Consider the following 23,456-nt stretch of genomic DNA (forward strand, 5'->3'; position numbering starts at 1 on the left):
CAAAACAAATAAGTTCCCTGCCCCTGCCTGATCAAGGTTTCGATCGATTGGGGTTCCACCGCCGGTGGACCGAATGCACCCTCGATGAGCAGCGAGGGTGCATTCTTGTTTCAATGCACAATCAAAAACTGAATTATTGAAGTTAAATAGAAGAATGCAACTTACGCAATCATTCGAGAAGTTATATTTCGATCTTCCCAAGTCGTGCAAATAGAAGCCATGGATCGTTAAAAGATAATTTAGTCATTCACTCTAATTTTACCAATCGAGAGGCCGGAGGACGCATGATTGCGCTAGCTGCGCGGGCGATTTGAGACGTCCGCGGGTCGGGAGTTGACCGATCCGGAATTGTTTTGAATTCACCTGCTTTGCGAGGCAAATCATGAAAAAGCTCAAGATTGCGCATCAATTGTTTGCGCTGATCGGCGTCCTAATGGCTGCTTTCGCAGTGGCCACCTATTTCGAAATACGCACCTCCGAACAGGCGATCTACGACGAGCGTTTCGACATGCTGCGCACGCAGGTCGAATCGGGCATCTCCATCCTCAACACCTTCTATGAGCGCGAGAAGGCCGGCCAGATGACGCATGAGGCCGCCCAGGCCGAAGCCTTCGAGATCCTGAAGCGCGTCTCCTTCCAGCCATCCGGTTACCTCTTCGGTTTCGACTACAACGTCGTTCAGCTTTTTCATCCGAGCCCGGTCAATCTCGGCAAGAACATGAGCGGCCAGGTCGACAAGACAGGCGCGAAATTCAGCCAGGCGTTGGTCGATAATGGCAAGGCTGGCGGCGGCCGCACCTTCTACTATTGGACCAAGCCCGGTCAGCCGGAAGACCAGGTCTTCCTCAAGGGCGGTTATTCCAAGACCTTCGAACCCTGGAAGATCGTCGTCGGCACCGGCGTCTATCTCGATGACCTGCAGCAGAAGGTCAATGCGACGATCTGGAAGGCGCTGACCGCTTCGCTGATCGTCTTCGTCTGCGGTATCGCTGCTGCCGTTTTCTTCATCCGCGGCATCTCCCATCCGCTGAAGGACATCCATAACGCCCTGCAGTCGGTCGCCGAAGAGGACGTTTCGATCGCCATCCCGCATATCGGCATGAACAATGAAGTCGGCATGATGGCGAAGGCGACGCAGTCGCTGCAGGAAAAGATCAGGGAACGTCATGCGATGTCGGATCGCGAGGCGGCTCAGCAGCTGGCGCTGGAAAGCGAGCGCGAGAACAATCTGCGTCAGCAGCAGGATGAGACGACGCTGCAGGCGCAGGTGGTAGCGACTATCGGCCAGGCGCTGGCGATGATCGCCCGCGGCGATCTCACCGTCCGCTGCGCCGATCTCGGCCAGAAATACGCCGCCCTGCGCGATAACTTCAACGATGCGCTGTCGCATCTCGAAGCCGCCATGGCCAAGGTCAGCGCCAAGGGTACCGATATCGGCACCAGCAAGGAAGAGATCCGCCGCGCTTCCAACGAGCTGTCGCAGCGCACCGAGCGCCAGGCCGCCAGCCTGGAAGAAACCTCGGCCGCCCTCGACGAGCTGACCGTCGCCGTCCGACAGACGGCTGACGGCGCCCATGAGGCGAGCAAGCGCGTCCACTCGGTCAGCACCGAAGCCACCCATAGCGATGCAATCGTCACCCAGGCGATCGAGGCGATGAGCGGCATCGAGAAGTCATCCTCGGAGATCACCAAGATCATCGGCGTCATCGACGAGATCGCCTTCCAGACCAATCTGCTGGCGCTGAATGCCGGCGTCGAGGCGGCCCGCGCCGGTGAAAGCGGCAAGGGTTTTGCGGTCGTCGCCCAGGAAGTCCGCGAACTTGCCCAGCGCTCCGCCGCTGCCGCCAAGGAGATCAAGGATCAGATCGCCCGCTCCTCCAGCCAGGTCGACCATGGTGTCCGTCTGGTCGGCGAGGCAGGCGAGGCGCTGAAGCGCATCTCCGACCAGATCAAGGCGGCCAACGAGATCGTCGCCAAGATCGCCCACAGCGCCTCCGAACAGGACACGACGCTGCGTTCGATCTCCTCGTCGATGAACCAGCTCGACGCCGCCACCCAGCAGAACGCCGCCATGGCCGAAGAGACCACGGCATCAGCCGAGACGCTCGCCAGCGATACCGACGAGCTGATCGATCTCATCCGCGGCTTCCGCGTCGGCACACCGCAGCACCGCCAGGCCGAACCGATGCGCCGGGCAAGCTGAGAATTCGACAGCAAGCAATATTCGACCGCCGGGTGAAAATCCGGCGGTTTTTCTTTGTAAGCACCTCTGGATTTTGAGGGAAATTCGGATCGCGAACTATAAAGTTAAAGCTTTTTTATAGGGTGGGCATCAATTGTTCCTTACCCGGTCGCAGCATGTTTGTTTTAGCAGCGGTAGACGCGTCCTCTTTTTCGGCGCGCTCGCACAGGCGGTAGAAAACCGCACCGGAATGCAGCCATCCATTCCCGTTGCGAGGCGTCATGAAAAATTTGAAGATATCGAAGCAGCTCATATTGCTGGTCGTCGGCCTGATGATCGCCTTTGCGATCGCCACGTCCCTGCAGATTCGCTCCTCGGTCGATGCGATCTACAAGGAGCGTTACGACATGCTGCGCGCCGAGGTTCAGTCGGCGGTCTCCGTTCTCAAGCTTTACCAGGCCAAGGTCACCGCCGGCGAAATGACGCTGGAAGATGCCCAGAAGCAGGCCTACACCACCGTCAACGGGATGAAATACGATCCGGACGGCTATTTCTTCGGTTATAGCTACGACGTCCAGATGATGTTCCATTATGATACCGCGAAAGTCGGGCAGAACCTGAAGGGTCAGCTGGACAGCAAGGGCAAGCTCTATCGCGAAGAGCTGGTAAAGCTCGGGCAGCAGGGCGGTGGCCTCGTCGAATATTATTCCACCAGCAAGCCGGGCCAGCCGGCCGGCGATTTCCGCAAGACGGCCTATGGACAAGCCTTCGATCCCTGGAAGGTCGTCGTCATCACCGGCGTCTATATGGACGATCTCGATGCGCAGATAAACAGCACGATCCTGACCGCACTCTCCGGCAGCATCGTCCTGTTCTTCCTTGCCATGGCCGCCGCCTACTTCGTCATCCGCGGCATATCGGGACCTCTCAACAACGTCCATGCCGCCCTCAAGGCTGTCGCCGAAGAGGATGTTTCGATCACCATCCCGCACACCGGCATGAACAACGAGGTCGGATTGATGGCGAAGGCAACGCAGTCGCTGCAGGAAAAGATCAGGGAACGTCATGCGATGTCCGATCGCGAGGCGGCCCAGCAGCTGGCGCTGGAAAGCGAGCGCGAAAACAATCTGCGCCAGCAGCAGGACGAAGCAACGCTGCAGGCGCGGGTGGTGACGACGATCGGCCAGGCGCTGGAGATGATTGCCCGCGGCGATCTCACCGTCCGCTGCGCCGATCTCGGCCAGAAGTATGCCGCCCTTCGCGACAACTTCAACGATGCGCTGTCGCATCTCGAAGCCGCCATGGCCAAGGTCAGCGCCAAGGGCACTGATATCGGCACCAGCAAGGAAGAGATCCGCCGCGCTTCCAACGAGCTGTCGCAGCGCACCGAGCGCCAGGCCGCCAGCCTCGAAGAAACCTCGGCCGCCCTCGACGAACTCACCGTCGCCGTCCGTCAGACAGCCGATGGCGCCCATGAGGCGAGCAAGCGCGTCCACTCGGTCAGCACAGAAGCCACCCATAGCGATGCGATCGTCACCCAGGCGATCGAGGCGATGAGCGGCATCGAGAAGTCATCCTCGGAGATCACCAAGATCATCGGTGTCATCGACGAGATCGCCTTCCAGACCAATCTGCTGGCGCTGAATGCCGGCGTCGAGGCGGCCCGCGCCGGTGAATCCGGCAAGGGTTTTGCAGTCGTCGCCCAGGAAGTCCGTGAACTTGCCCAGCGCTCCGCCGCTGCCGCCAAGGAAATCAAGGATCAGATCGCCCGCTCCTCCAGCCAGGTGGATCATGGCGTCCGTCTGGTCGGCGAGGCAGGCGAGGCGCTGAAGCGCATCTCCGACCAGATCAAGGCGGCCAACGAGATCGTCGCCAAGATCGCCCACAGCGCTTCCGAACAGGACACCACGCTGCGCTCGATCTCCTCGTCGATGAACCAGCTCGACGCCGCCACCCAGCAGAACGCCGCCATGGCCGAAGAGACCACGGCATCAGCCGAGACGCTGGCCAGCGATACCGACGAGCTGATCGATCTCATCCGCGGCTTCCGCGTCAGTGGCGAAAGCGCTGCCCCGGCCATGCATCAAGGTCGTCGCGCCGCTTAAACGGCACGGGGACAAAAGCGTTTTTATCACCAAATTCTTAGCGGCCGTCGGTTCTCCGGCGGCCGTGCCTTTTGAGGCTCATTGTTCGATACGTTCGATCAGCCGCGCGATCTCGCGATCGGAAAACACTTCGACGCCGGCTGCTTTCAGCGCCGCCGCGGTCACGCCATTGCCGGCCTGCTTGCGGCCGGAAAACGTGCCGTCATAGATGAAACCGGATCCGCAAGACGGGCTACCGTCGATGAGCAGCGCATAACGGCAGCCGGTCTGCCTTGCGAGCGCCACGGCATTTTCCGCCGCCAGCAGGAACTCTTCCGTTACGTCGGCGCCCGTCAGCTCGACAACCCGCGCCGTGCCGGCCAGCACCTCTTCGCCGGTTGCCGCCTCTGCGATCTCCGCCGGCGGCCGCGGCACCGTCATGCCTGCCGACATCTCGGGACAGATCGTCACCAGCCGCCCCTCGGCCCGCCATGTCTCGATTACCGGGTGAAGCAACGGCTTCGCCCGCCCGTCATACCGAACGGCCTGGCCCATAAGACAGGCGCTGACGAGAATCTTGCTCTGCATGTCTGCATGAATAACGCCACGGCGGCGGCAATGCCAGCGTTGGATAACCGCTCTTCAAGGGACAGCGAACCGCCCCTCATCCGCCTGCCGGCACCTTCTCCCCGCTCGCGGGGCGAAGGGGGATAGTCGCACCTCTCCGTTCCTCGCTCACCCTCGTAGGGCACGTCCCCTCGCCCCGTTTACGGGGAGAGGGTTAGGGTGAGGGGCAGATGTTTTTGAGACGGCGCAACATCGGCGCTAAACGTATTTAACCCCAGCACCCACGTGGCAAGCGCCGCGTTCGTGCTGGCAACATCACCCCGAAATCTTCGAGAAATCCGCAACCGCTCCCGTTGCCTCGCGGATCAGCCGCAGCAGGGCCAGACGGTTGGCGCGGATGGCGGCGTCCTCGTCGTTGACGAGTACCTCTTCAAAGAAGCGGTCGACCGGACCGCGCAGCTTGGAGAGCGCTTCCATCGCCGAGCGGAAATCTTCCCCGGCAACCGCGTCCGAGGCATCCTTCGAGGCGCTGGAGATTGCGCCGAACAATTCCTTCTCGGCATCGAGCTTCAGAAGCGCTTGCGAAACGCCGTCGGCGATGACGGTGCCCTTCTTTTCCTCGGCGGCGAGCAGCTGTGTCGCGCGCTTGGTGCCGGCGAGCAGGTTCTTGCCGTCTTCCGAGGTGATGAAGGCCGTCAGCGCTTCGACGCGGCGCGCCACCATCAGCAGGTCGTCGGCATCGGGCGTCAGCACGGCGTCGATGAGATCGTGACGGGCGCCCTGATCGCGCAGATAGACCTTGAGACGGTCGTGGAAGAAGGAGAGCAGGTCGCCATCCCTGGTCGTCGCCAGCAGCGGCAGCCTGACCTTGCGCTCCAGCAGGATCCTGACGACGCCGAGTGCCGCCCGCCGCAGCGCGAACGGATCCTTGGACCCTGTCGGCTTTTCATCGATCGCCCAGAAGCCGATCAGCGTGTCGAGCTTGTCGGCAAGGGCGATGGTGATCGCCACTCTATCCTCCGGCACGCGGTCCGACGGACCCTGCGGCTTGTAGTGATCCTCGATCGCTGCGGCAACGGAGGCGTCCTCACCCTGCAGCGCTGCATATTTGCGGCCCATCAAGCCCTGCAGTTCCGGGAATTCGCCGACGGCTTCGGTGCGCAGATCGGCCTTGGCGAGCACGGCGGCGCGATCGATGAGAGCCGCGTCAGCGCCGGTGATGCCAGCCAATTCCTTGGCAAGCGTGCGGATGCGGGCGACGCGCGCGCCCTGTGTGCCGAGCTTGGCATGGAACGTCACATCGAGCGCATCGAGCTTGGCCATGCGCTGGTCGAGCGGCTTGTTGATGTCGAGGCCGAACTTTGCCGCCGAAGCCGTCAGCGTCTCGAGATCCGGCAAATTGCCCTGGTCGCGCTTCCAGAAGTGCAGCGCATCCGAAAGCCGGGCCCGCACCACCTTGCCGTTGCCGTGGACGATTTCCTTGCCGCCGTCGCTTGCTTGGATGTTGGAGACGAGAATGAACTTGTTCGACAGCATCTCGCCGCCTTGCGGCCGCGTCACGAAACACTTCTGGTTGGTCTTGATCGTCAGCCGGATGATTTCGGAGGGGATCGAGAGATAATCCTCCTCGAAACTGCCCATCAGCACCTGCGGCCATTCGACGAGGCCGGAGACTTCTTCCAACAGACCTTCGTCTTCCACCAGCTCCAGCCCGTTGGCAAAGGCGATATCGCGGGCGTCGTGCAGGATGATGTCCTTGCGCCGCTCGGCGTCGAGGATGACCTTCGCCTTTTCCAGGTTCGCCGCATAATCGTCGAAGCGCCGCACCGTGATCGCCTCGGGCGCGTGGAAGCGATGGCCGTAGGTGATGTTCGAAGCGGTCATGCCGTCGATCTCGAAGGGGATGACGGTGGTCTCTTCATGCTCCGGGCCGAAGGTGCAGACGATCGACTGCAGCGGCCGCACCCAGCGCAGCGCGCCGGGCTTCGACGAGGCCTTGCCCCAGCGCATTGACTTCGGCCAGGGAAAATCGCGGATGATGCCGGGCATGATATCGGTGACGATCTCTTCCGTCGCGCGGCCGGGCTTGGAGATGACCGCGACGTAGAAATCGCCCTTCTTCGGATCGCTCACCACCTGCGCCTCGGAGATCGACGAAAGGCCGGCGCCGCGCAGAAAACCCTCGATCGCCTTCTCGTTGGCGTCGGTGCGCGGCCCCTTGCGTTCCTCGCGCACATCGGCGGAGCGGGCCGTCAGGCCGTGAATGTCGAGCGCAAGCCGCCGCGGCGTCCAGTATTCGCGCGCGCCCTCGTAAGACAGGCCCGCTTCGACAAGCGCATCGGTGACGAGCTTCTTCAGGTCGCCGGCAGCCTTGCGCTGCATGCGGGCCGGAATCTCTTCGGAGCGGAGTTCGAGAAGAAGGTTTGGCATGTCGAATTTCCTTGCCTCCCGCGAGAGGGGAGGGATGGCATGGGCGCCGGGTCAAAACGTTGCTTCTGCTAGCAAAGAATGGCGCATCTGCACAACCGCAAAATCGCCACCTTTCCGGCATGCTTATCCTGTGGATCGGCGCTCGGCCGTAAACTCCAACATTGCCTTGCCGCTTTTCGCCGCTATGGTCCCGCCACCTCTGACGAAACAGGAAATCCCATGGCCGCAGACCTCCGTTTTCTCGCAGCCCGCATCTCCGCCGAAATCAACGCCCGGCCCGAACAGGCCAAAGCCGCCATCGAGCTGCTCGACGAGGGCGCAACCGTGCCCTTCATCGCCCGCTACCGCAAGGAAGTGACGGGTGGGCTTGACGATACGCAGCTGCGCAATCTCGCCGAGCGGCTGGTCTATCTGCGCGAACTCGAAGCCCGGCGCGACGCGATCGTCGAATCGATCACCGGCCAGGGCAAGATGACCGACGAGCTGATGACCAAGGTCGCAGGCGCCGAAACCAAGGCCGAGCTCGAAGACCTCTATCTGCCCTACAAGCCGAAGCGCCGCACGCGAGCCGAAATCGCCCGTGAACGCGGCCTCGGCCCGCTCGCCGAGACGATCCTTGCCGACCGCGCCAGGGAACCGGCGGTCTTGGCCGAAGGCTTCATCACAGCTGATGTGCCCGATGTGAAGACGGCGCTCGAAGGCGCGCGCGACATCATCGCCGAAGGCATTGCTGAAAATGCCGACCTGCTCGGCAAGTTGCGCGCCCATATGCGCCAGGCCTCGCTGCTGAAGGCGAAAGTCGTCGACGGCAAGCAGGCGACCGGCGAGAAGTTTTCCGACTATTTCGACCATTCCGAACGCTGGGCGACCGCCCCCGGCCACCGCGCGCTCGCCATGCTGCGCGGCTGGAACGAGGAGGTGCTGACGCTGACGATCGAGGCCGACGCCGAGACAGCCTCTCCGAACAAGCCGGTTGAACGCATGATCGTGGCCGCCTACGAAATCGGTACCAGCCGCCCCGGCGACCGCTGGCTGATGGAGGTCGCAAGCTGGACCTGGCGCGTCAAGCTTTCCATGTCGCTCTCGCTCGACCTGATGCGGGAACTGCGCGAAAGGGCCGAGGAAGAGGCGATCCACGTCTTCGCCCGCAACCTCAAGGACCTGCTTTTGGCCGCACCCGCCGGCTCGCGCGCGACGATGGGTCTCGATCCCGGCATCCGCACCGGCGTCAAGGTCGCCGTCGTCGACGGCACCGGCAAGGTGGTGGCGACATCGACCGTCTATCCCTTCCAGCCGAGAAACGACGTGCGTGGCGCCCAGGTCGAGCTCGCATCGCTGATCCGCAAGCACAATGTCGAGCTGATCTCGATCGGCAACGGCACCGGCAGCCGCGAAACCGAAAAGCTGGTGGCCGATATGCTGGCCGAGTTGCCGGCGCCGAAGCCGACCAAGGTCATCGTGTCGGAAGCCGGCGCCTCGGTCTATTCCGCGTCGGCGACCGCCGCGGCTGAATTCCCCGATCTCGACGTGTCGCTGCGCGGCGCCGTCTCCATCGCCCGCCGCCTGCAGGATCCGCTGGCCGAACTCGTCAAGATCGAGCCGAAGTCGATCGGCGTCGGCCAGTATCAGCACGATGTCGACCAGCAGAAGCTGTCACGTTCGCTCGATGCCGTGGTGGAAGACGCGGTGAATGCCGTCGGCGTCGATCTCAACACCGCCTCTGCACCGCTGCTGTCCCGCGTCTCCGGCCTCGGCCCGTCGATCGCCGACGCCATCGTCCGGCACCGTGACAGCGAGGGCCGTTTCGAGACGCGAAAGGATCTGCTGAAAGTCGCCAGACTCGGCGGCCGCACCTTCGAGCAATGCGCCGGCTTCCTGCGCATTCCCAACGGCAAGGAGCCGCTCGATTCCTCCTCGGTCCACCCGGAGGCCTACGGCATCGCCAAGAAGATCGTCGCCGCCTGCGGCCGGGACCTGCGCGCGCTGATGGGCGATAGCGCCGTGTTGAAATCGGTTGATCCGCGCCAGTTCATCGACGAGAAATTCGGCCTGCCGACGGTCAGGGACATCATCGCGGAGCTGGAAAAGCCCGGCCGCGACCCGCGTCCGAGCTTCAAGACCGCGACCTTTGCAGAGGGCGTCAACGAAATTTCCGACCTGACGCCCGGCATGGTGCTGGAAGGCACGGTGACCAATGTCGCCGCCTTCGGCGCCTTCGTCGATATCGGCGTGCACCAGGATGGTCTGGTGCATGTCTCCCAGCTTGCCGATCGCTTCGTCAAGGATCCCCACGAGGTCGTCAAGGCGGGCGATGTCGTCAAAGTGCGGGTTGTCGAAGTCGACGCCAAGCGCAAGCGCATCGCTCTCTCTATGAAACGCGATGACGGTTCTTCAGCGCCGCCGCCGCGGGGTGATTCTCGCGCGAACCAGGGTTCCAGGCCGCAGAACGAGCGCCGGCCCGCGGCCGCGAAACCGGAGAGCCAGGGCGCCTTCGGCGCGGCACTTGCCGAAGCCATGAAGCGAAAATAAGGGTTTAGCCGGAATTTCGGCAAAAATGCAACAGTTTGGCAGCGTTCTGAACGGAGTGCTAAATCCGGCGCTTGTAAGGCGAAAGGGAGCTATTAAGTTGATGTGACCATCCTGTCACATTTGCGAGGCGTCCATGGCGTCGGCATTCTTATCGATCGTCCAGCAAATCGTCCGCAAGGGTTCGTTGAAACTTACCCTTGCCAATGGCGAAACCCACACTATCGGCGACGGCACCGGTGAAACCGTTGTCGCCCGCCTTGCCGATCAGGAGGCCGAGGACGCCATCCGGCGCGACCCGGCCATGAAGCTCGGCGAAATGTACATGCAAGGCCGGTTCATTCTCGAACAGGGCAACATTTACGATTTCCTGTCGCTGGTGAAACAGAACACCACCAACGAAATCTTCGATTTCAAGATGGCGGCACTGCTCCTCGGCCGCATTGCCTGGCAGCAGCTGAAGAGCCGTGTGCCGGTCAATCGCAACAAGCACAATGTCGCCCATCATTACGACCTGTCGGCCAAGCTATTCGATCTTTTCCTCGACGAGGACTGGCAATATTCCTGCGCCTATTTCGAGCCGCCGGGCATAGGTCTCGACGAGGCGCAGCTTGCCAAGAAACGCCATATCGCCGCCAAGCTTCTGCTCGAGCCGAACCAGCGCATCCTGGAGATCGGCTCCGGCTGGGGCGGCATGGGCATGTACCTGACAGAGGCGACCGAAGGTGCAGAGTTCACCGGCATCACACTGAGCGAGGAGCAGTTCAAGGTCTCGCGTACGCGCGCCGAAAAGCGCGGCCTTGCCGACCGGGTGCGTTTCGAACTGCAGGACTACCGCACCATGACGGGCAGGAAGTTCGACCGCATCGTCTCGGTCGGCATGTTCGAACATGTCGGCATCGGCCATTACGGCAATTTCTTCCGCAAAGTATCGGATCTCCTCGACGACAACGGCGTCATGGTGCTGCATTCGATCGGCCGCCCGAAGCCGAGCTTCGGCACCAATGCCTTCATCGAGAAATACATCTTCCCGGGCGGCTATATCCCTTCCGTCGGCGAGGTCGTGCCGCCGCTTGAAAAGGCCGGGCTGCTGGTCAAGGATATCGAAATCCTGCCGCTGCATTATGCCTATACGCTGCGCCATTGGCGCGAGCGTTTCGTGGCGCGTAAGGCCGAAGCGGTGGCGCTTTACGACGAGCAATTCTTCCGCATGTGGGAACTCTATCTGGCCGGTTCCGAAATAGGCTTCCGTTGGGACGAGCTCTTCGTCCTGCAGATCCAGATCGCCAAGAACCAGTTCGCCGTTCCCGACAATCGCAATTACATCGCGCGCAATGAAGCAAAGCTGAAGGAATTCGAGGCGGGGCGCGCTCCGCTCGAAAAGGTGACATTCTGATCCCGCGGAAGTGCCGCTTCCGCTGGCGGTTTTGCCAAGGGACAGATTCTCATGAAAGGACGTGCCGATGAGCAGTGCGTATCCCGAGATCTACTTGGTCCGCCACGGTGAAACCGAATGGAGCCTGTCCGGGCGCCATACCGGACGTAGCGATATTCCCTTGACGGCGAACGGCGAGGCGGCTGCCCGCAAACTCGCCGACCGGCTGACGGGCCTTACCTTCTCCGCCGTCTGGTCGAGCCCCTCCGAGCGGGCCCGCAAGACCTGTACGCTCGCCGGATTCGGATCGGGCGCGGTGATCAAGGACGATCTCGCCGAATGGGACTACGGCGCTTATGAAGGCATCACCACCAAGGCGATCCTTGCCGACCGCCCCGGCTGGCAGCTCTTTCGCGACGGTTGCCCGAAGGGCGAATTCGCCGCCGATGTCGGCGATCGCGCCGACGCCGTCATCCATGCGCTTCGCCAAACGGCCGGCACTATCCTGGTCTTTTCGAGCTCGCATTTCCTGCGCGTGCTGGCCGCCCGCTGGCTTGGGCTGCCGCCGGAAGACGGCTCCCGTTTCGTGCTCGATACGGCCAGCATCAGCGTGCTCGGCTACGAGCATGATCTGACCGAACCGGTCATCCGCCGCTGGAACCAGAGATAGGGAAACGGTGGGAGCGGGTTGCGACTTTCTTCGCGCCAATGGCGGCCCCTCACCCTAACCCTCTCCCCGTTCTGACGGGGAGAGGGGACGTGCCACCCGAGAGGCCTGTGGGAACGGAGAGGTCACGGCATATCCCCTTCGCCCCGCGAGCGGGGGTCCGAAGGACGGGTCGAGACCCGTGGCTCGACCCCGGTTGGTGCCGGCAGGCGGATGAGGGGCTGCTCTCGCCAATCTCCTGGCGGGATGTCGCTTACGACTGCCAAAGGCGGCACGCCTTTCATTAGCGCCCTTTGTTTCGCCGTGGTTAACATTGGGGTAACGACATCAGGATAGATGTAGCGAGCGCCGCCCTCCGCGGCTTTGTTTTTGCGTTTTCTGGAGTGTGGACGTGTCTCATCGATCAGTCGTATCGATCTCTTTGGCTATTGCCCTTTTTTCTGCTGGTTCGGTGGCCGCCCAAGAAAGCGGCCAGCACTTCTGGTCCGGCGACTGGTATCTGAGCGTTGGCGTCGCCGGCTTCTCCGCCCCGAAATTCGAGGGCTCGTCGCACAATGAATTCAAGTTCAGCCCGCTGATCTCGGTCGGCCGCCAGGGTGCTGGCCCGCGTTTTTCCTCGCGCAACGACAATCCTTCCTTCGCCCTCATCGACAAGGGCGCCTTCCGCGCCGGCATCGTCGGCAAGTTCGTGCCGTCGCGCGATGACGGCGACGGCAGCGAGCTGAAGGGCTTGAAGAAGGTCAAATGGGGGGCGGAAGCCGGCGGTTTCGTCGAGGTTTACCCGACCGACTTCCTTCGCGCCCGCGCCGAAGTCCGCCAGGGCATCCGCTCGCATGACGGCATCGTCGCCGATCTCGCGGTCGATGCCTTCACCGATATCGCCCCCGACCTGCAGCTATCAGGCGGCCCGCGCGCGACCTTCGCCACCAGCGGCTATTACGACGCCTATTACGGCGTCAACGCCAAGCAGGCGGCCGCAAGCGGGCTTGATCCCTATAAGCCGTCGTCGGGCATCCAATCCTATGGCGCAGGCGCGGCGCTGACCTGGAAGGCGACGGAAAACCTTTCGGCAAGTTCCTTCCTCGAATATAAGCGGCTGGCGGGTCCCGCCGCCGACAGCAGCCTCGTGCGCGAGCGCGGCTCGAAGAACCAGGTCCTGATCGGCGTCTCGGCGACCTACAAGTTCAATTTTTCCCTGCAGTGATTGACGCGGCTGCGCATCCCTCTCAGATGCGCAGCGCTGTAACACTTTGAATTGCAGGATAATTTCATCCCGGGATCGATTCTGATCTAGGGATGATGCAAGTGGCAGCGCAATGATCGCTTCTTGACCGGATCGGCCGCCCGCCGCTAGATGAGCGGCATGCACGATACCGGCGACTTCAACGATCGCGTCTCCGACGCACCTTCCGATAACTGGGTCTACCGGATCCTGCCGCCATGGCTTTGGCCCTATGCGCAGCTCGCACGCTGGGATCGCCCGATCGGCTGGCAGCTCCTGATGTGGCCGTGCTTCTGGTCGGCGACCCTTGCCGCCAATGCGGCGATCGGCGAGGGGCTCTATTCCGGCAGCCTGCTGGTGTCTCACCTGTTCCTTTATTTCATCGGCGCGGTCGCCATGCGCGGCGCCGGTTGCACTTATAACGATCTCGTCGACCACGAGATCGACATGGAAGTGGCGCGCACGCGGTCGCGTCCGCTGCCCTCCGGTCGCGTCACCCGCCGCCGGGCGAAGATCTTCATCGGCTTGCAGGCGCTGGTCGGCCTGTTCGTGCTGCTGCAGTTCAACTGGCTCAGCGTCTTCCTCGGCGTGCTCTCGCTCGGGATCGTGGCGTTTTATCCCTTTGCCAAACGCTTTACCGACTGGCCGCAATTCTACCTCGGGCTTGCCTTTTCCTGGGGCGCGCTGATGGGCTGGGCCGGCATTCTCGGCGGCCTCTCCTTTGCCGCCATCCTGCTCTACGCCGCCTCCGTCGCCTGGACGATCGGTTATGACACGATCTATGCGCATCAGGACAAGGAGGATGACGAGCTGATCGGCGTCCGCTCCACCGCGCGCCTGTTCGGCGACAGGACGCGGCAATGGCTGATCGGCCTTTATGGGCTGACGCTGGTGCTGATGTTTATCGCTTTCGCTCTCGCCGGCGCCAATCTTATCGCGTTTCTGGGTCTGCTCGGTGCGGCCGGCATGTTCGCCTGGCAGATCGTCCGGCTCGATATCAACGATGCCGACCAGTGCCTGGCGCTCTTCAAATCGAACAAGCGCGTCGGCCTGATCATCTTCTTCGGCCTCTTCGTCTCGCTGCTGTTTGCCATTCCCTGATTGGGACGATGGCTGGAACGATTAAACCCGGCGCAGGCGCCGGGTTTCAAAATGGTTCTGATATGCTATCGCCAAAATCGAACTTTCGCGATTTCGGTCAGTTGCGGGCGATGATTTCCTTGCCTTCGATCTTCATGGCGACGCCCAGCCGGCCGGTGGTGCGGCGCACGAGGAAGCGCGGACGGCGATTGGCGAAGTAGGAATGACGGCGGCGCGGCTTGAGGTCGCTGGTGCGCAAGGCGCCGATGTGGTCTTCGAGCGGCCGGGCGACGCCGTCGGCCTCGACCATCAGCATCGGAATGCGGAAGGCTTCGGACCAACTGCGCCAGTCGGCGGCGATGTCGCTGAGATCATGGGCGACGAGCAGCGGAATGCAGAGCTCCGGATCGGTGTGATGGAGTTCGAGAGTGACAGTGACATCGCCGTCGCCATGGTCGATGGCGCGGGCGGCGACGCCCTTGAAAACACGCTTCGGCAGCGCAATCGAGAGCGGCAGGCCGCTGGAGGGGAGGACCTTGCGCAGGACCGCACCGCGTTCGTCTATGGTGATATTGACGTCATCCGAACAATCGTGGATGGCGTAGCTGACCTGCTGGGGAAAGCGGGACGGATCGAGGCGTAACGTCGTGCCAGCCCAGGCGGGCTTCATAACGGGATTGTTCATTTCATTCTACCCTTGTCTTACCTGAGAGCCGATTTCCGGTCTTCTCCTTGGGACTTTTCGTCCTCTATGGCCGACAATAGGCAGCCGCCCTTCCGTACAGCTTAAAAATTGCGGTTAAGAAAACTTTGCCTCCTCTGATGGTTATCAAAACCGAATCCGGCAGGGTTTCCGGAAGGTGAACGATGTGGTGTCCCGAAGTGATACATCCTGAGGTAAGCCTCAGGTAAGCTTTCCATGGCAAAATGTGCTCACCAGCATTTCGTCGTTCTTTTAGAGATTTTGCCGAAAAGGGCGCTTTCCATGATCACGGCTTCCCTCGCTTACACGATCCTGTCGCGGGACATGACGTCGAGCCTCAATAAGGTCGCGTCGCAGACGACGGTCAAGAAGGATGCCCAGTATTACGCCGACCATATCAACAAGGTCACCAATGTCGACGACTTCCTCGGCGACTACAAGCTCTACAGCTATGCGATGAAGGCCTACGGCCTCGAGGACATGACCTACGCAAAGGCCTTCATGAAGAAGGTGCTGGAAAGCGATCTCACCGATCCCGACAGCTACGCCAACAAGCTCTCCGATACGCGCTACCGCGAATTCGCCGCCGCCTTCAATTTCAGTGCGCCGGAGAAGGATGTGCAGACGGATGCGCAGGAGGACGATCTCATCGGCCTCTACAAGCAGTCCTTCGCCGATGCCGAAAAGGCCGCGAGCGCCGAGAGCAGCTATTACGGCACAGCGATCGACGGTGTGACGACCGTCGACGACCTGGTCAACAACACCCGGCTGCGCACCTATGTGCTGAAGACCTTCAACATCGATCCCACCTATGCGTCGAAGGATTTTCTGCGGCAGGTGCTGACCAGCGATCTCAGCGATCCCACGAGCGTCGTCAATACGCAGGGCGGCGACAAGTACAAGGCGCTTGCCGCCCAGTTCAGCTTCAACGCCGACGGCACCGTCACCGGCACAGCCCAGACCGCCGCGCAGAAGGCCTCGGTCATCGAGTCCTACACGCTGAATTCCCAATCGGTCATCATCGACAATTCGGTCGGCTCCGACGTCTACTATGTCGGCAAGACGGCGGCCGAATACAACAAGGCCTATTACACCGCGAAGATCGGCACGATCACCAATGTCGACGACCTGGTCGCCGACAAGCGCCTGACCTCATACATCACGACGGCCTACAGCATGGGCGCCGACTTTACCGCTGCAGCGCTGCGCGCGGTGCTGACCGACCCCGGCTATGCCCAGCTGATGGGCTTCACCAACGTCTACAATGCTTTCAATTTCAAGGCGGACGGTTCGACGTCGAACACGGCGCGCGCCCAGTCTATCGCCCAGGCGAACAATCTGCAGTCGGCTGCGTCGAACACCGGCAGTTATTATACCTTGACCTCGCAATCGAGCAGCATCACCAATGTCGACGACCTGCTCGCCGACAACGTGCTGGCGCGCTATATCAAGGATGCCTATGGTCTCGGTACGAATTTCAGCAATGCCGACCTGAAGAACATCCTGACGGATTCGGCCTATGCCGCGGCTCAGGGCCATGCCGACCTCAATGCCGACTTCAATTTCCAGGCGGACGGTTCGATCAACGGTTCGGTGATTCAGACGGAAGCGCAGCGCAAGTCGACCACCGACAAGTCGGCGGCGAACGCCGCACATTTCAACGGCATGATCGGCAATGTCATCAATGTCGACGACATCATGTCGGATGCCGTTGCCGTCAGCTACATCAGAAACAGCATGCAGATCGCAGACAGCGTCTCTGATGCGACCTTGAGGACCTTCCTGGTCGATCCCGCGGCTGCCAGCGCCCAGGGCTATAGCGACGTCCACGATCTTTTCAATTTCAAGACGGACGGTTCTGTCGCCACCCTTTACGCCTCGCAAAGCGCCTCGCAAAGCGCGAACACCACCAGCAAGGCGAATGACGCGGCCGTCTACTATCAGGCGACCATCGCCGGCATCTCGGACGTCGATCAGTTGCTGGCAGACCAGAAACTGAACAATTTCGTCCGCAATGCCTTCGGCATCCCATCGACGGTCAGCGATCTCGATCTCAGGAATATCCTGACCGACCAGAGCGGCACCGGCACTTATGCCGACGTTGCCGCTGCCTTCAACTTCAAGGCGGACGGCACGCTTGAAGATGGTATGCAGGCGCAGACGGCCGCCCAGATCAGCAATACGAAAATTAGTGCGACAGCGCGGACCAACGACTATTCCGCACGCATGGGGGCGGTCGCCAATGTCGATGATCTTATTGCCGATGACGGCATCACCAATTTCCTGAAGAGCACTTACAATCTGCCGTTCAATATCTCGAACGCCGACCTGAAGAGCATCCTGACCGATGCGACGGCGGCTGCAGCAGCCGGTCACGCCGATCTCAATGCCGACTTCAACTTCGCCGCCGATGGATCGCTTCCTGTCGTCAGCTCGGTCCAGACGGCCGACCAGGCGCAGACCACCAACGACAACTACGCCGCGCGCTACGACGACGAGCGCGATGAGGCGATCGACGAGGTCGCTGCCAATTACAAGAGCCTGATGGCGGATACCAGCCGCCTGCAGAATTTCTCCGACATCAAGAGCGTCAATGATTTCCTGCGCACCAATTCGGCGGTCGATTTCAGCAAGAGCAACGACAATCTGCCGGATCTCTTCCACGTGGCGCTGCAGGCCTTCGGTCTGACCGACCAGGAGGTGTCGCGCTCGATGATGCGCAAGATCCTGACGAGCGATGCCTATGATCCGAATGGCTATGTCGCCTCGCTCAAGGATGAACGTATCACCAATCTTGCCCGCGCCTTCAATTTCGGCCCCGACGGCAAGGCGGCATCACCCTTCCAGGCACTGCCCGACGCGACCATGGCCAAATACGCCACCGACTATAGATCGCATATCACCATGCTGATGAAGGACGGTCCGGTGAAGGACAAGGCGGCGAAGGACGCGACGGCTGAAGTCGACTATTTCGCCAAGGGCATGGCGAAGGTGAAGTCGCTTGACGATTTCCTGGATGACAGCCGCCTGACCGATCTGGTGCTGAAGGCGAACAACCTTGACCCCAAGGATTACGACAAGGCGACGCTGAAGAAGATCTTCACGTCCAATCCCGACGACAAGAAGAGCTACCTCAACGCCACCGTCGATGCGCGATTCAAGGATATCGTTGCCGCCTTCAACTTCGACAAGGACGGCAACCTGACCCGCGCCAAGATCGGTACCATCCAGAACAAGGCGGCCGAGGAGCATACGCAGGAGCTCTACGTTCAGCAGACGATGGAAGCCCAGGAAGGCGAAAGCAATGACGGCGTCCGCCTGGCGCTCTATTTCGCCCGCAAGGCGCCGAGCATCACCTCGATATATGGGATCCTCGGCGACAGGGCGCTTTATCAGGTCGTCACCACAGCCTACAGCCTGCCGTCGCAGATCTCGGGCATGGATGTCGCCAAACAGGCCGATCTCCTCAACCGCTTCGTCAAGCTCGAGGATCTCCAGGATCCGAAGAAGGTCGACAAGCTGCTGCGCCGGTTCACCGCGATGTACGACGTCCAGAACGCCACCCAGCAGTCGCCGGCGCTGATGATCCTGACCAACGGCGGTACGCAGTAGGCCTGATGGCGTGCAGCCTCACGGATCGAGGCTGACGACCTTTCCCGGGTTCATGATATTGGCGGGGTCGAAGGCGCGCTTGATGCGGCGCATCAGCTCGATTTCGATCGTTGGGCGGATCGCCGCCAGTTCGTCGCGCTTGAGCTGGCCGATGCCGTGCTCGGCCGAGATCGAGCCGCCATGGGCCAGCACCAGCCCGTGGACGATATGGTTCATCTCGCGCCAGCGGGCGATGAAGGCGGCCTTGTCGGCACCGAGCGGCTGGGAAATATTGTAATGAATATTGCCGTCGCCCATATGGCCGAAGGCGCAGATGCGGGCGCCCGGCATCGCCGCCATCACCGCTTCTTCGGCCTCGGCCATGAAATGCGGGATCTTCGATACCGGCACCGAAACATCGTGCTTGATCGATCCGCCTTCCGGCTTCTGAGCGTCCGACATGCTTTCGCGCATGTGCCAGATCGCCTTCTGCTGCGCGACCGATGCAGCGATTGCGGCATCGAGCACCAGCCCAGCCTCGAAGCCCTGTTCCAGCACGCCATTCATCATCCGTTCCGCCGTCTCGGCCGAATCCGATGTCGAAATGTCGATCAACACGTACCAGGGATAGGCCGCGTCCAGCGGATCGCGCACGCCGTCGATGTGGCGCGTGGTGATCTCGACGCCGAAACGCGGCATCAGCTCGAAACCGGTGAGCGAGGCGCCGCAGAGGCTGGAGGCGAGGTTGAAGAGGGCAAGCGCATCCGTCACCGAATTCAGGCCGGCGAAGGCCACCTGATGACCGAGCGGCTGGGGAAAGAGCTTCAGCACCGCGCCGGTGATGATGCCGAGCGTGCCTTCGGCACCGATGAAGAGATCGCGCAGGTCGTAGCCGGTATTGTCCTTCTTCAGGCGGCGTAGCCCGTCCCAGATTTCGCCGGTCGGCAGCACCACTTCGAGGCCGAGGCAGAGCTGGCGCATATTGCCATAGGCAAGCACGGCCGTGCCGCCGGCATTGGTGGAAAGGTTGCCGCCGATGCGGCAGGAGCCCTCCGAGCCGAGCGACAGCGGGAAGAGCCGCCCATGCGCCTCGGCCGCCTTCTGCACCTCGGCCAGGATGGCGCCGCCATCGGCCACCAGCACGTTCGCCACCGGATCGACATCGCGGATCCTGTTCATGCGCTCGAGCGACAGGATGACATCCGACTTGCCCTGACGCGGCGTCTGGCCGCCGACGAGGCCGGTATTGCCGGTCTGCGGCACGATCGCCGTTCCGGTCTCCGTCGCAAGCTTCATGATCGCGGAGACTTCCTCGACCGAACCGGGTTTCAAAAGGAGAGGGGAGGAGCCGTGATAGAGCCCGCGGTTTTCGATCAGATGCGGCGCAAGATCGGCCTCGCTGCGAAGCGCGTATTTTTCGCCGACGATAGCAATAAAGCGGTCGAGATCCTCGTTGGAAATGCTGCTCATCGGGCTCGATTCTCCATCCTATTCCCGGTCCTTCAGTCGCGGGGCGCGGCTGCCCGCTGCAGGCGGTCGTTGATCGCTTCGCCGAGCCCCTCCTCGGGAATGGGCGAAAAGGCGATACTCCGGGCGCCGCTGGCATCGGCCCGCTTCATATAGTCGAAAAGATTGGCGGCTGCCTCTGCAAGGTCGCCGCGCGGGCTGAGATCGAGGACGATCCGCGCACTGTCCGCGCCGGAGACCGCAGCACTGCCGAAGGCGATCAGCGCTTCGCCCGGTTCGACTGCCGTCGCATTGAGGCGCACCGATGCACCCGGCGCGTAATGCGAGGCGAGCATGCCCGGCGCCTCGATGGCCGCCGATGCCGCCTTCGCCCGCAGCAGCGGTTGGCCTGCAACACGCTCGATCTCGCGCGCCGCCAGTCCACCCGGCCGAAGCAGCCTGAGTTGGCCGCCCTCTGCCTTGACGATCGTCGATTCGACGCCGACAGCACTCGGGCCTGCATCGAGGATCAACGGGATTTTCACTCCGAGATCGGCTTCGACATGGGCGGCACTCGTGGCGCTGACCCCGCCTGAGGTATTGGCGCTGGGGGCTGCGAGCGGCCGTCCGAAGGCGCCGATCAAAGCGCCTGCAAACCCCTTCGGCACGCGGATGCCGACGCTGTCGAGCCCGGCAGTCGCCAGCGAATGGATCGGGCTTTCCCGCTTCAGCGGCAGTACGAGGGTGAGCGGGCCGGGCCAGAAGGCTTTGGCGAGCGCCCGCGAGACCGGGTCGAATTCGGCATGTTCCTCGGCCATCGCGAGATCGGCCATATGGCAGATCAGCGGGTTGAAGCGCGGCCGTCCCTTTGTCTCGTAGATGCGGGTGATGGCCAAAGGATTGGTGGCATCGGCTGCCAGGCCGTAGACGGTCTCCGTCGGGATGGCGATGGCAAAGCCGTCGGCAAGAGCGGCTGAGGCCGCCTCCAGCGCTGCCTGCCTGTCTACCGTGATATCGATCGTGCGTGCCATGTCCTGCCCGTGTTCGTTCTGGCAGTCATTAGGCTTTCCGCCGCCTGCGATCAATCGCGTTGTTCATCTATGCATGTCGCCCAAAAGTGTGCAGCGGTTTTGGGGCCGCGGCATGCATCAGGCAAGGAATATGCATGTCGCCCAAAAGTGTGCAGCGGTTTTGGGACAACGACATCATCAAGCAAGGACCTAAAGCGCGTCGCGCTTTAGAGTTGGCGGATGATTTCGCGCAGCTGTTCGTTGCGGGCGCCGAGCAGCAGGATGTTGCGGATCGCCGCCTGCGGATCGTGGGTGCGGAAGAGCAGGCCGTTGCCGCGCACCGACCGGTCGATGGTCATCTTTTCCGCGGAGTTCTCGCCAGGCTTGATCGCGACGGCGAAATACATGCGGGAATAACCGACATCGATGCGTTCGAAGAAATTATCGTTCTCGCCGATGTCGGAATAGAAATTCGAGATGTAGAAGGCCCAGCTCACGTCTTCGTAATGGGCGAATTTCGTCCGCGCGGCGGTGACGTGGCAGTAGCCGAGATGCGGGCTGTCCTCCAGCGTCCGGTGGAAGATCATCTTCGGAAACTGGATCGAGTGATGAAAGCCGTTGATGTGCTGATGCGTCTTTTCGCCGGCCACCTGCAGCTTGCGGCCGGTCTTTGCGGCGACCTCATCATGGCTGAAATACCGCTTTTCCTCTGCCAGCCAATGTCGCCGCTCGCGGGGGATGCGGCCGGTGCGCAGGAATTCGGAATGCGCGGCAATCAGCTGCGGCTCTTGCGATCTGCTCGCATCTTTCGCGTCGAAATAACGGAGTCTGGCCATGGTTCGCGTTCTTCGGTCGGTCGGTGATCATCAGGAGGATAGGACCGTATGCTTAAGGCGATGTTAAAAAATGGCCCCGCAGCCGCCCGGCTAAAGGGCAAATCCCGGCAGATGTCGCAAACGCGACTGACATCGATATCAGGCAGTCGACCTCTTTGCGGAGCGGGTCTTTACGCCATGTCGCAATTGAGGATAATTGCCCGGAGAGTCGGGCGATGTCATCGACCGGGATCGGCAGCTTGCGGCTTGCCGCATCCTGTCGTCAATTTCGAAGCCGATGTCGCATTACAACCACGCGGCAGGCAGGCTCGGTGATTAAATGACGCCATGAGAGAAGGAAGCGGGCGCGTTTCCGCCGGCCTTCTTGCCGGAAGGCGGCAGCCGGGTGCACGAGGACATGAAGATGGATATTCGCAGCAACGTTTTGCGTCAGCTCAAGAGCCGCCGTGAGGGCTTCAGCCTCGAACAGCCGTTCTATATCGACGAGGATTATTTCCAGCTCGACATGGAGATGATCTATTATCGCGACTGGCTGTTCATCGGCCATGATTGCGAGCTGCCGAAGCCGGGCGCCTATTTCACCGTCCAGATCGGCAGCTATCCCGTCGTTATCGTCCGCGGCCGCGACAATGTCATCCGCGCCTTCCACAACAGCTGCCGCCATCGCGGCTCGCGCGTCTGCACCAAGGAGCACGGCTCCTCCGTGCGCCTCGTCTGTCCCTATCATCAGTGGACCTATGATCTCGAAGGCAAGCTCGCCTTCGCCCGCCACATGGGCGATGATTTCGACAAGACTGGCTTCAACCTGAAGCCCGTCCATTGCGAAATCGTCGCTGGCTATGTCTTCATCTGCCTTGCCAATAACGCCCCGGATTTCCAGCCGGTGCGCGACAAGATCGAACCCTATGTCGCGCCGCACCGGATCAGTGAGAGCAAGGTCGCCTTTCAGAGCACGATCATCGAGAAGGGCAACTGGAAGCTTGTCTGGGAAAACAACCGCGAGTGCTATCACTGCGCTGCCAATCACCCCGAGCTCTGCCGCACCTATCCCGAAGCTCCGAGTGTCACCGGCACGGATGGCGGCGCGGATGATCCCGAGATCGCCGGCCATTGGGCGCGCTGCGAGGCCGCCGGCCTGCCGAGCAAGTTCCAGATTTCGCCGGACGGCCAGTTCCGCACCGCCCGCATGCCGCTGATCGAGGATGCCGAGAGCTACACCATGTCGGGCAAGCGCGCCGTCCAGCGCCAGCTCTCCGACGATATTTCGATCAGCCATATCGGCGCCATGCTGCTCTTCCACTACCCGACGACGTGGAACCATCTGCTCGGTGACCACGCCATCTCCTTCCGCGTGCTGCCGCTCAGCGCCAACGAGACAGCGGTGACGACCAAGTGGCTCGTCCACAAGGATGCCGTCGAAGGCGTGGATTATAATCTCGAAGAACTGACCCACGTCTGGACCGAGACCAACGATCAGGATCGCCGCATCGTCGAGGAAAACGCCTTCGGCATTCACTCGCCCGCCTATGAACCCGGCCCCTATTCCGCCTTGCACGAGGGCGGCGTCATGCAGTTCCTCGAATGGTATTCGAACTTCATGGTGAACCGTCTGCAGGGTGACCAGGCGAAAATTTCCGCCGTGGCCTAATGCATGTAGCCCGGAACTGTTACGGTTCCGGGATAACGGCATGCATGAACAAAGGACTGAAGTGCGTTCCGGGCGACATCATCGGCCTC

General features: G+C 61.6%; 15 protein-coding genes. 9 read left to right on the forward strand and 6 right to left on the reverse strand.

All coding sequences use genetic code 11. The annotated features are described in order from the left end of the window. The first annotated feature begins 382 nt into the window (after positions 1-382). Both GR198_RS30275 and GR198_RS30280 read left to right on the forward strand, forming a co-directional pair. The gene (locus tag GR198_RS30275; protein WP_164070123.1) at positions 383-2,203 is read left to right on the forward strand and encodes a methyl-accepting chemotaxis protein; all 1,821 of its coding nucleotides are present in this window, start codon (positions 383-385) and stop codon (positions 2,201-2,203) included. Positions 2,204-2,463: 260 nt separating this feature from the next. Beyond that, positions 2,464-4,287 carry a methyl-accepting chemotaxis protein gene (locus GR198_RS30280; protein ID WP_029872648.1) on the forward strand — a complete coding sequence of 608 codons (1,824 nt, stop codon included), beginning with the start codon at positions 2,464-2,466 and terminating at the stop codon, positions 4,285-4,287. 78 nt (positions 4,288-4,365) lie between these two features. On the opposite strand, the gene GR198_RS30285 is transcribed toward GR198_RS30280, so the two are convergent. Further along, the gene (locus GR198_RS30285; RefSeq protein ID WP_164070125.1) at positions 4,366-4,854 is read right to left on the reverse strand and encodes a DUF523 domain-containing protein; all 489 of its coding nucleotides are present in this window, start codon (positions 4,852-4,854) and stop codon (positions 4,366-4,368) included. Positions 4,855-5,148: 294 nt separating this feature from the next. After that, positions 5,149-7,263: a glycine--tRNA ligase subunit beta gene (gene glyS / locus GR198_RS30290; RefSeq protein WP_164070127.1), complete on the reverse strand. Its 2,115-nt coding sequence runs from the start codon at positions 7,261-7,263 to the stop codon at positions 5,149-5,151. Between the two features lie 219 nt (positions 7,264-7,482). Between glyS and GR198_RS30295 the strand changes: the two genes are divergently transcribed. The 5 genes from GR198_RS30295 to ubiA all read left to right on the forward strand — a co-directional run bounded on the left by GR198_RS30295 (position 7,483) and on the right by ubiA (position 14,154). After that, a complete protein-coding gene (locus GR198_RS30295) occupies positions 7,483-9,792 on the forward strand; it encodes a Tex family protein (RefSeq protein WP_164070129.1) in 2,310 nt (769 codons plus the stop codon). 133 nt (positions 9,793-9,925) lie between these two features. After that, the gene (locus GR198_RS30300; RefSeq protein WP_164027060.1) at positions 9,926-11,185 is read left to right on the forward strand and encodes an SAM-dependent methyltransferase; all 1,260 of its coding nucleotides are present in this window, start codon (positions 9,926-9,928) and stop codon (positions 11,183-11,185) included. Positions 11,186-11,252: 67 nt separating this feature from the next. Then, complete coding sequence (locus tag GR198_RS30305) at positions 11,253-11,834, forward strand: histidine phosphatase family protein (protein WP_131630207.1); 582 nt, start codon at positions 11,253-11,255, stop codon at positions 11,832-11,834. A 388-nt stretch (positions 11,835-12,222) separates the two neighbouring features. Then, positions 12,223-13,035 (forward strand): MipA/OmpV family protein, encoded by an 813-nt coding sequence (locus GR198_RS30310; RefSeq protein WP_164070130.1) that lies wholly within the window; start codon positions 12,223-12,225, stop codon positions 13,033-13,035. 159 nt (positions 13,036-13,194) lie between these two features. Then, positions 13,195-14,154 carry a 4-hydroxybenzoate octaprenyltransferase gene (gene ubiA, locus GR198_RS30315; RefSeq protein ID WP_164070133.1) on the forward strand — a complete coding sequence of 320 codons (960 nt, stop codon included), beginning with the start codon at positions 13,195-13,197 and terminating at the stop codon, positions 14,152-14,154. 97 nt (positions 14,155-14,251) lie between these two features. Here the strand turns inward: ubiA and GR198_RS30320 are convergent, their stop codons facing one another. Continuing rightward, positions 14,252-14,818, reverse strand: coding sequence for a DUF6101 family protein (locus GR198_RS30320; RefSeq protein WP_018486292.1), 567 nt, complete (start codon positions 14,816-14,818; stop codon positions 14,252-14,254). A gap of 300 nt (positions 14,819-15,118) precedes the next feature. On the opposite strand from GR198_RS30320, the gene GR198_RS30325 reads away from it, so the two are divergent. Further along, positions 15,119-18,448, forward strand: coding sequence for a DUF1217 domain-containing protein (locus tag GR198_RS30325; RefSeq protein ID WP_164070134.1), 3,330 nt, complete (start codon positions 15,119-15,121; stop codon positions 18,446-18,448). A gap of 18 nt (positions 18,449-18,466) precedes the next feature. Here GR198_RS30325 and GR198_RS30330 read toward each other — a convergent pair whose 3' ends face one another. The 3 genes from GR198_RS30330 to GR198_RS30340 form a co-directional block, all read right to left on the reverse strand. Further along, the gene (locus tag GR198_RS30330; RefSeq protein WP_164070136.1) at positions 18,467-19,897 is read right to left on the reverse strand and encodes an FAD-binding oxidoreductase; all 1,431 of its coding nucleotides are present in this window, start codon (positions 19,895-19,897) and stop codon (positions 18,467-18,469) included. A gap of 32 nt (positions 19,898-19,929) precedes the next feature. Continuing rightward, positions 19,930-20,904 carry an L-threonylcarbamoyladenylate synthase gene (locus GR198_RS30335; RefSeq protein WP_164070138.1) on the reverse strand — a complete coding sequence of 325 codons (975 nt, stop codon included), beginning with the start codon at positions 20,902-20,904 and terminating at the stop codon, positions 19,930-19,932. A gap of 206 nt (positions 20,905-21,110) precedes the next feature. Beyond that, positions 21,111-21,719: a DUF6656 family protein gene (locus GR198_RS30340; protein WP_164027056.1), complete on the reverse strand. Its 609-nt coding sequence runs from the start codon at positions 21,717-21,719 to the stop codon at positions 21,111-21,113. Positions 21,720-22,122: 403 nt separating this feature from the next. Here GR198_RS30340 and GR198_RS30345 point away from each other — a divergent pair, with 403 nt between their 5' ends. Further along, on the forward strand, positions 22,123-23,367 hold the full coding sequence (locus GR198_RS30345) for an aromatic ring-hydroxylating oxygenase subunit alpha (protein ID WP_029872660.1): 1,245 nt from the start codon (positions 22,123-22,125) through the stop codon (positions 23,365-23,367). Positions 23,368-23,456 lie beyond the last annotated feature (89 nt).

Source organism: Rhizobium leguminosarum, from assembly GCF_010668065.1.
Classification (GTDB): Bacteria; Pseudomonadota; Alphaproteobacteria; order Rhizobiales; family Rhizobiaceae; genus Rhizobium; species Rhizobium leguminosarum_S.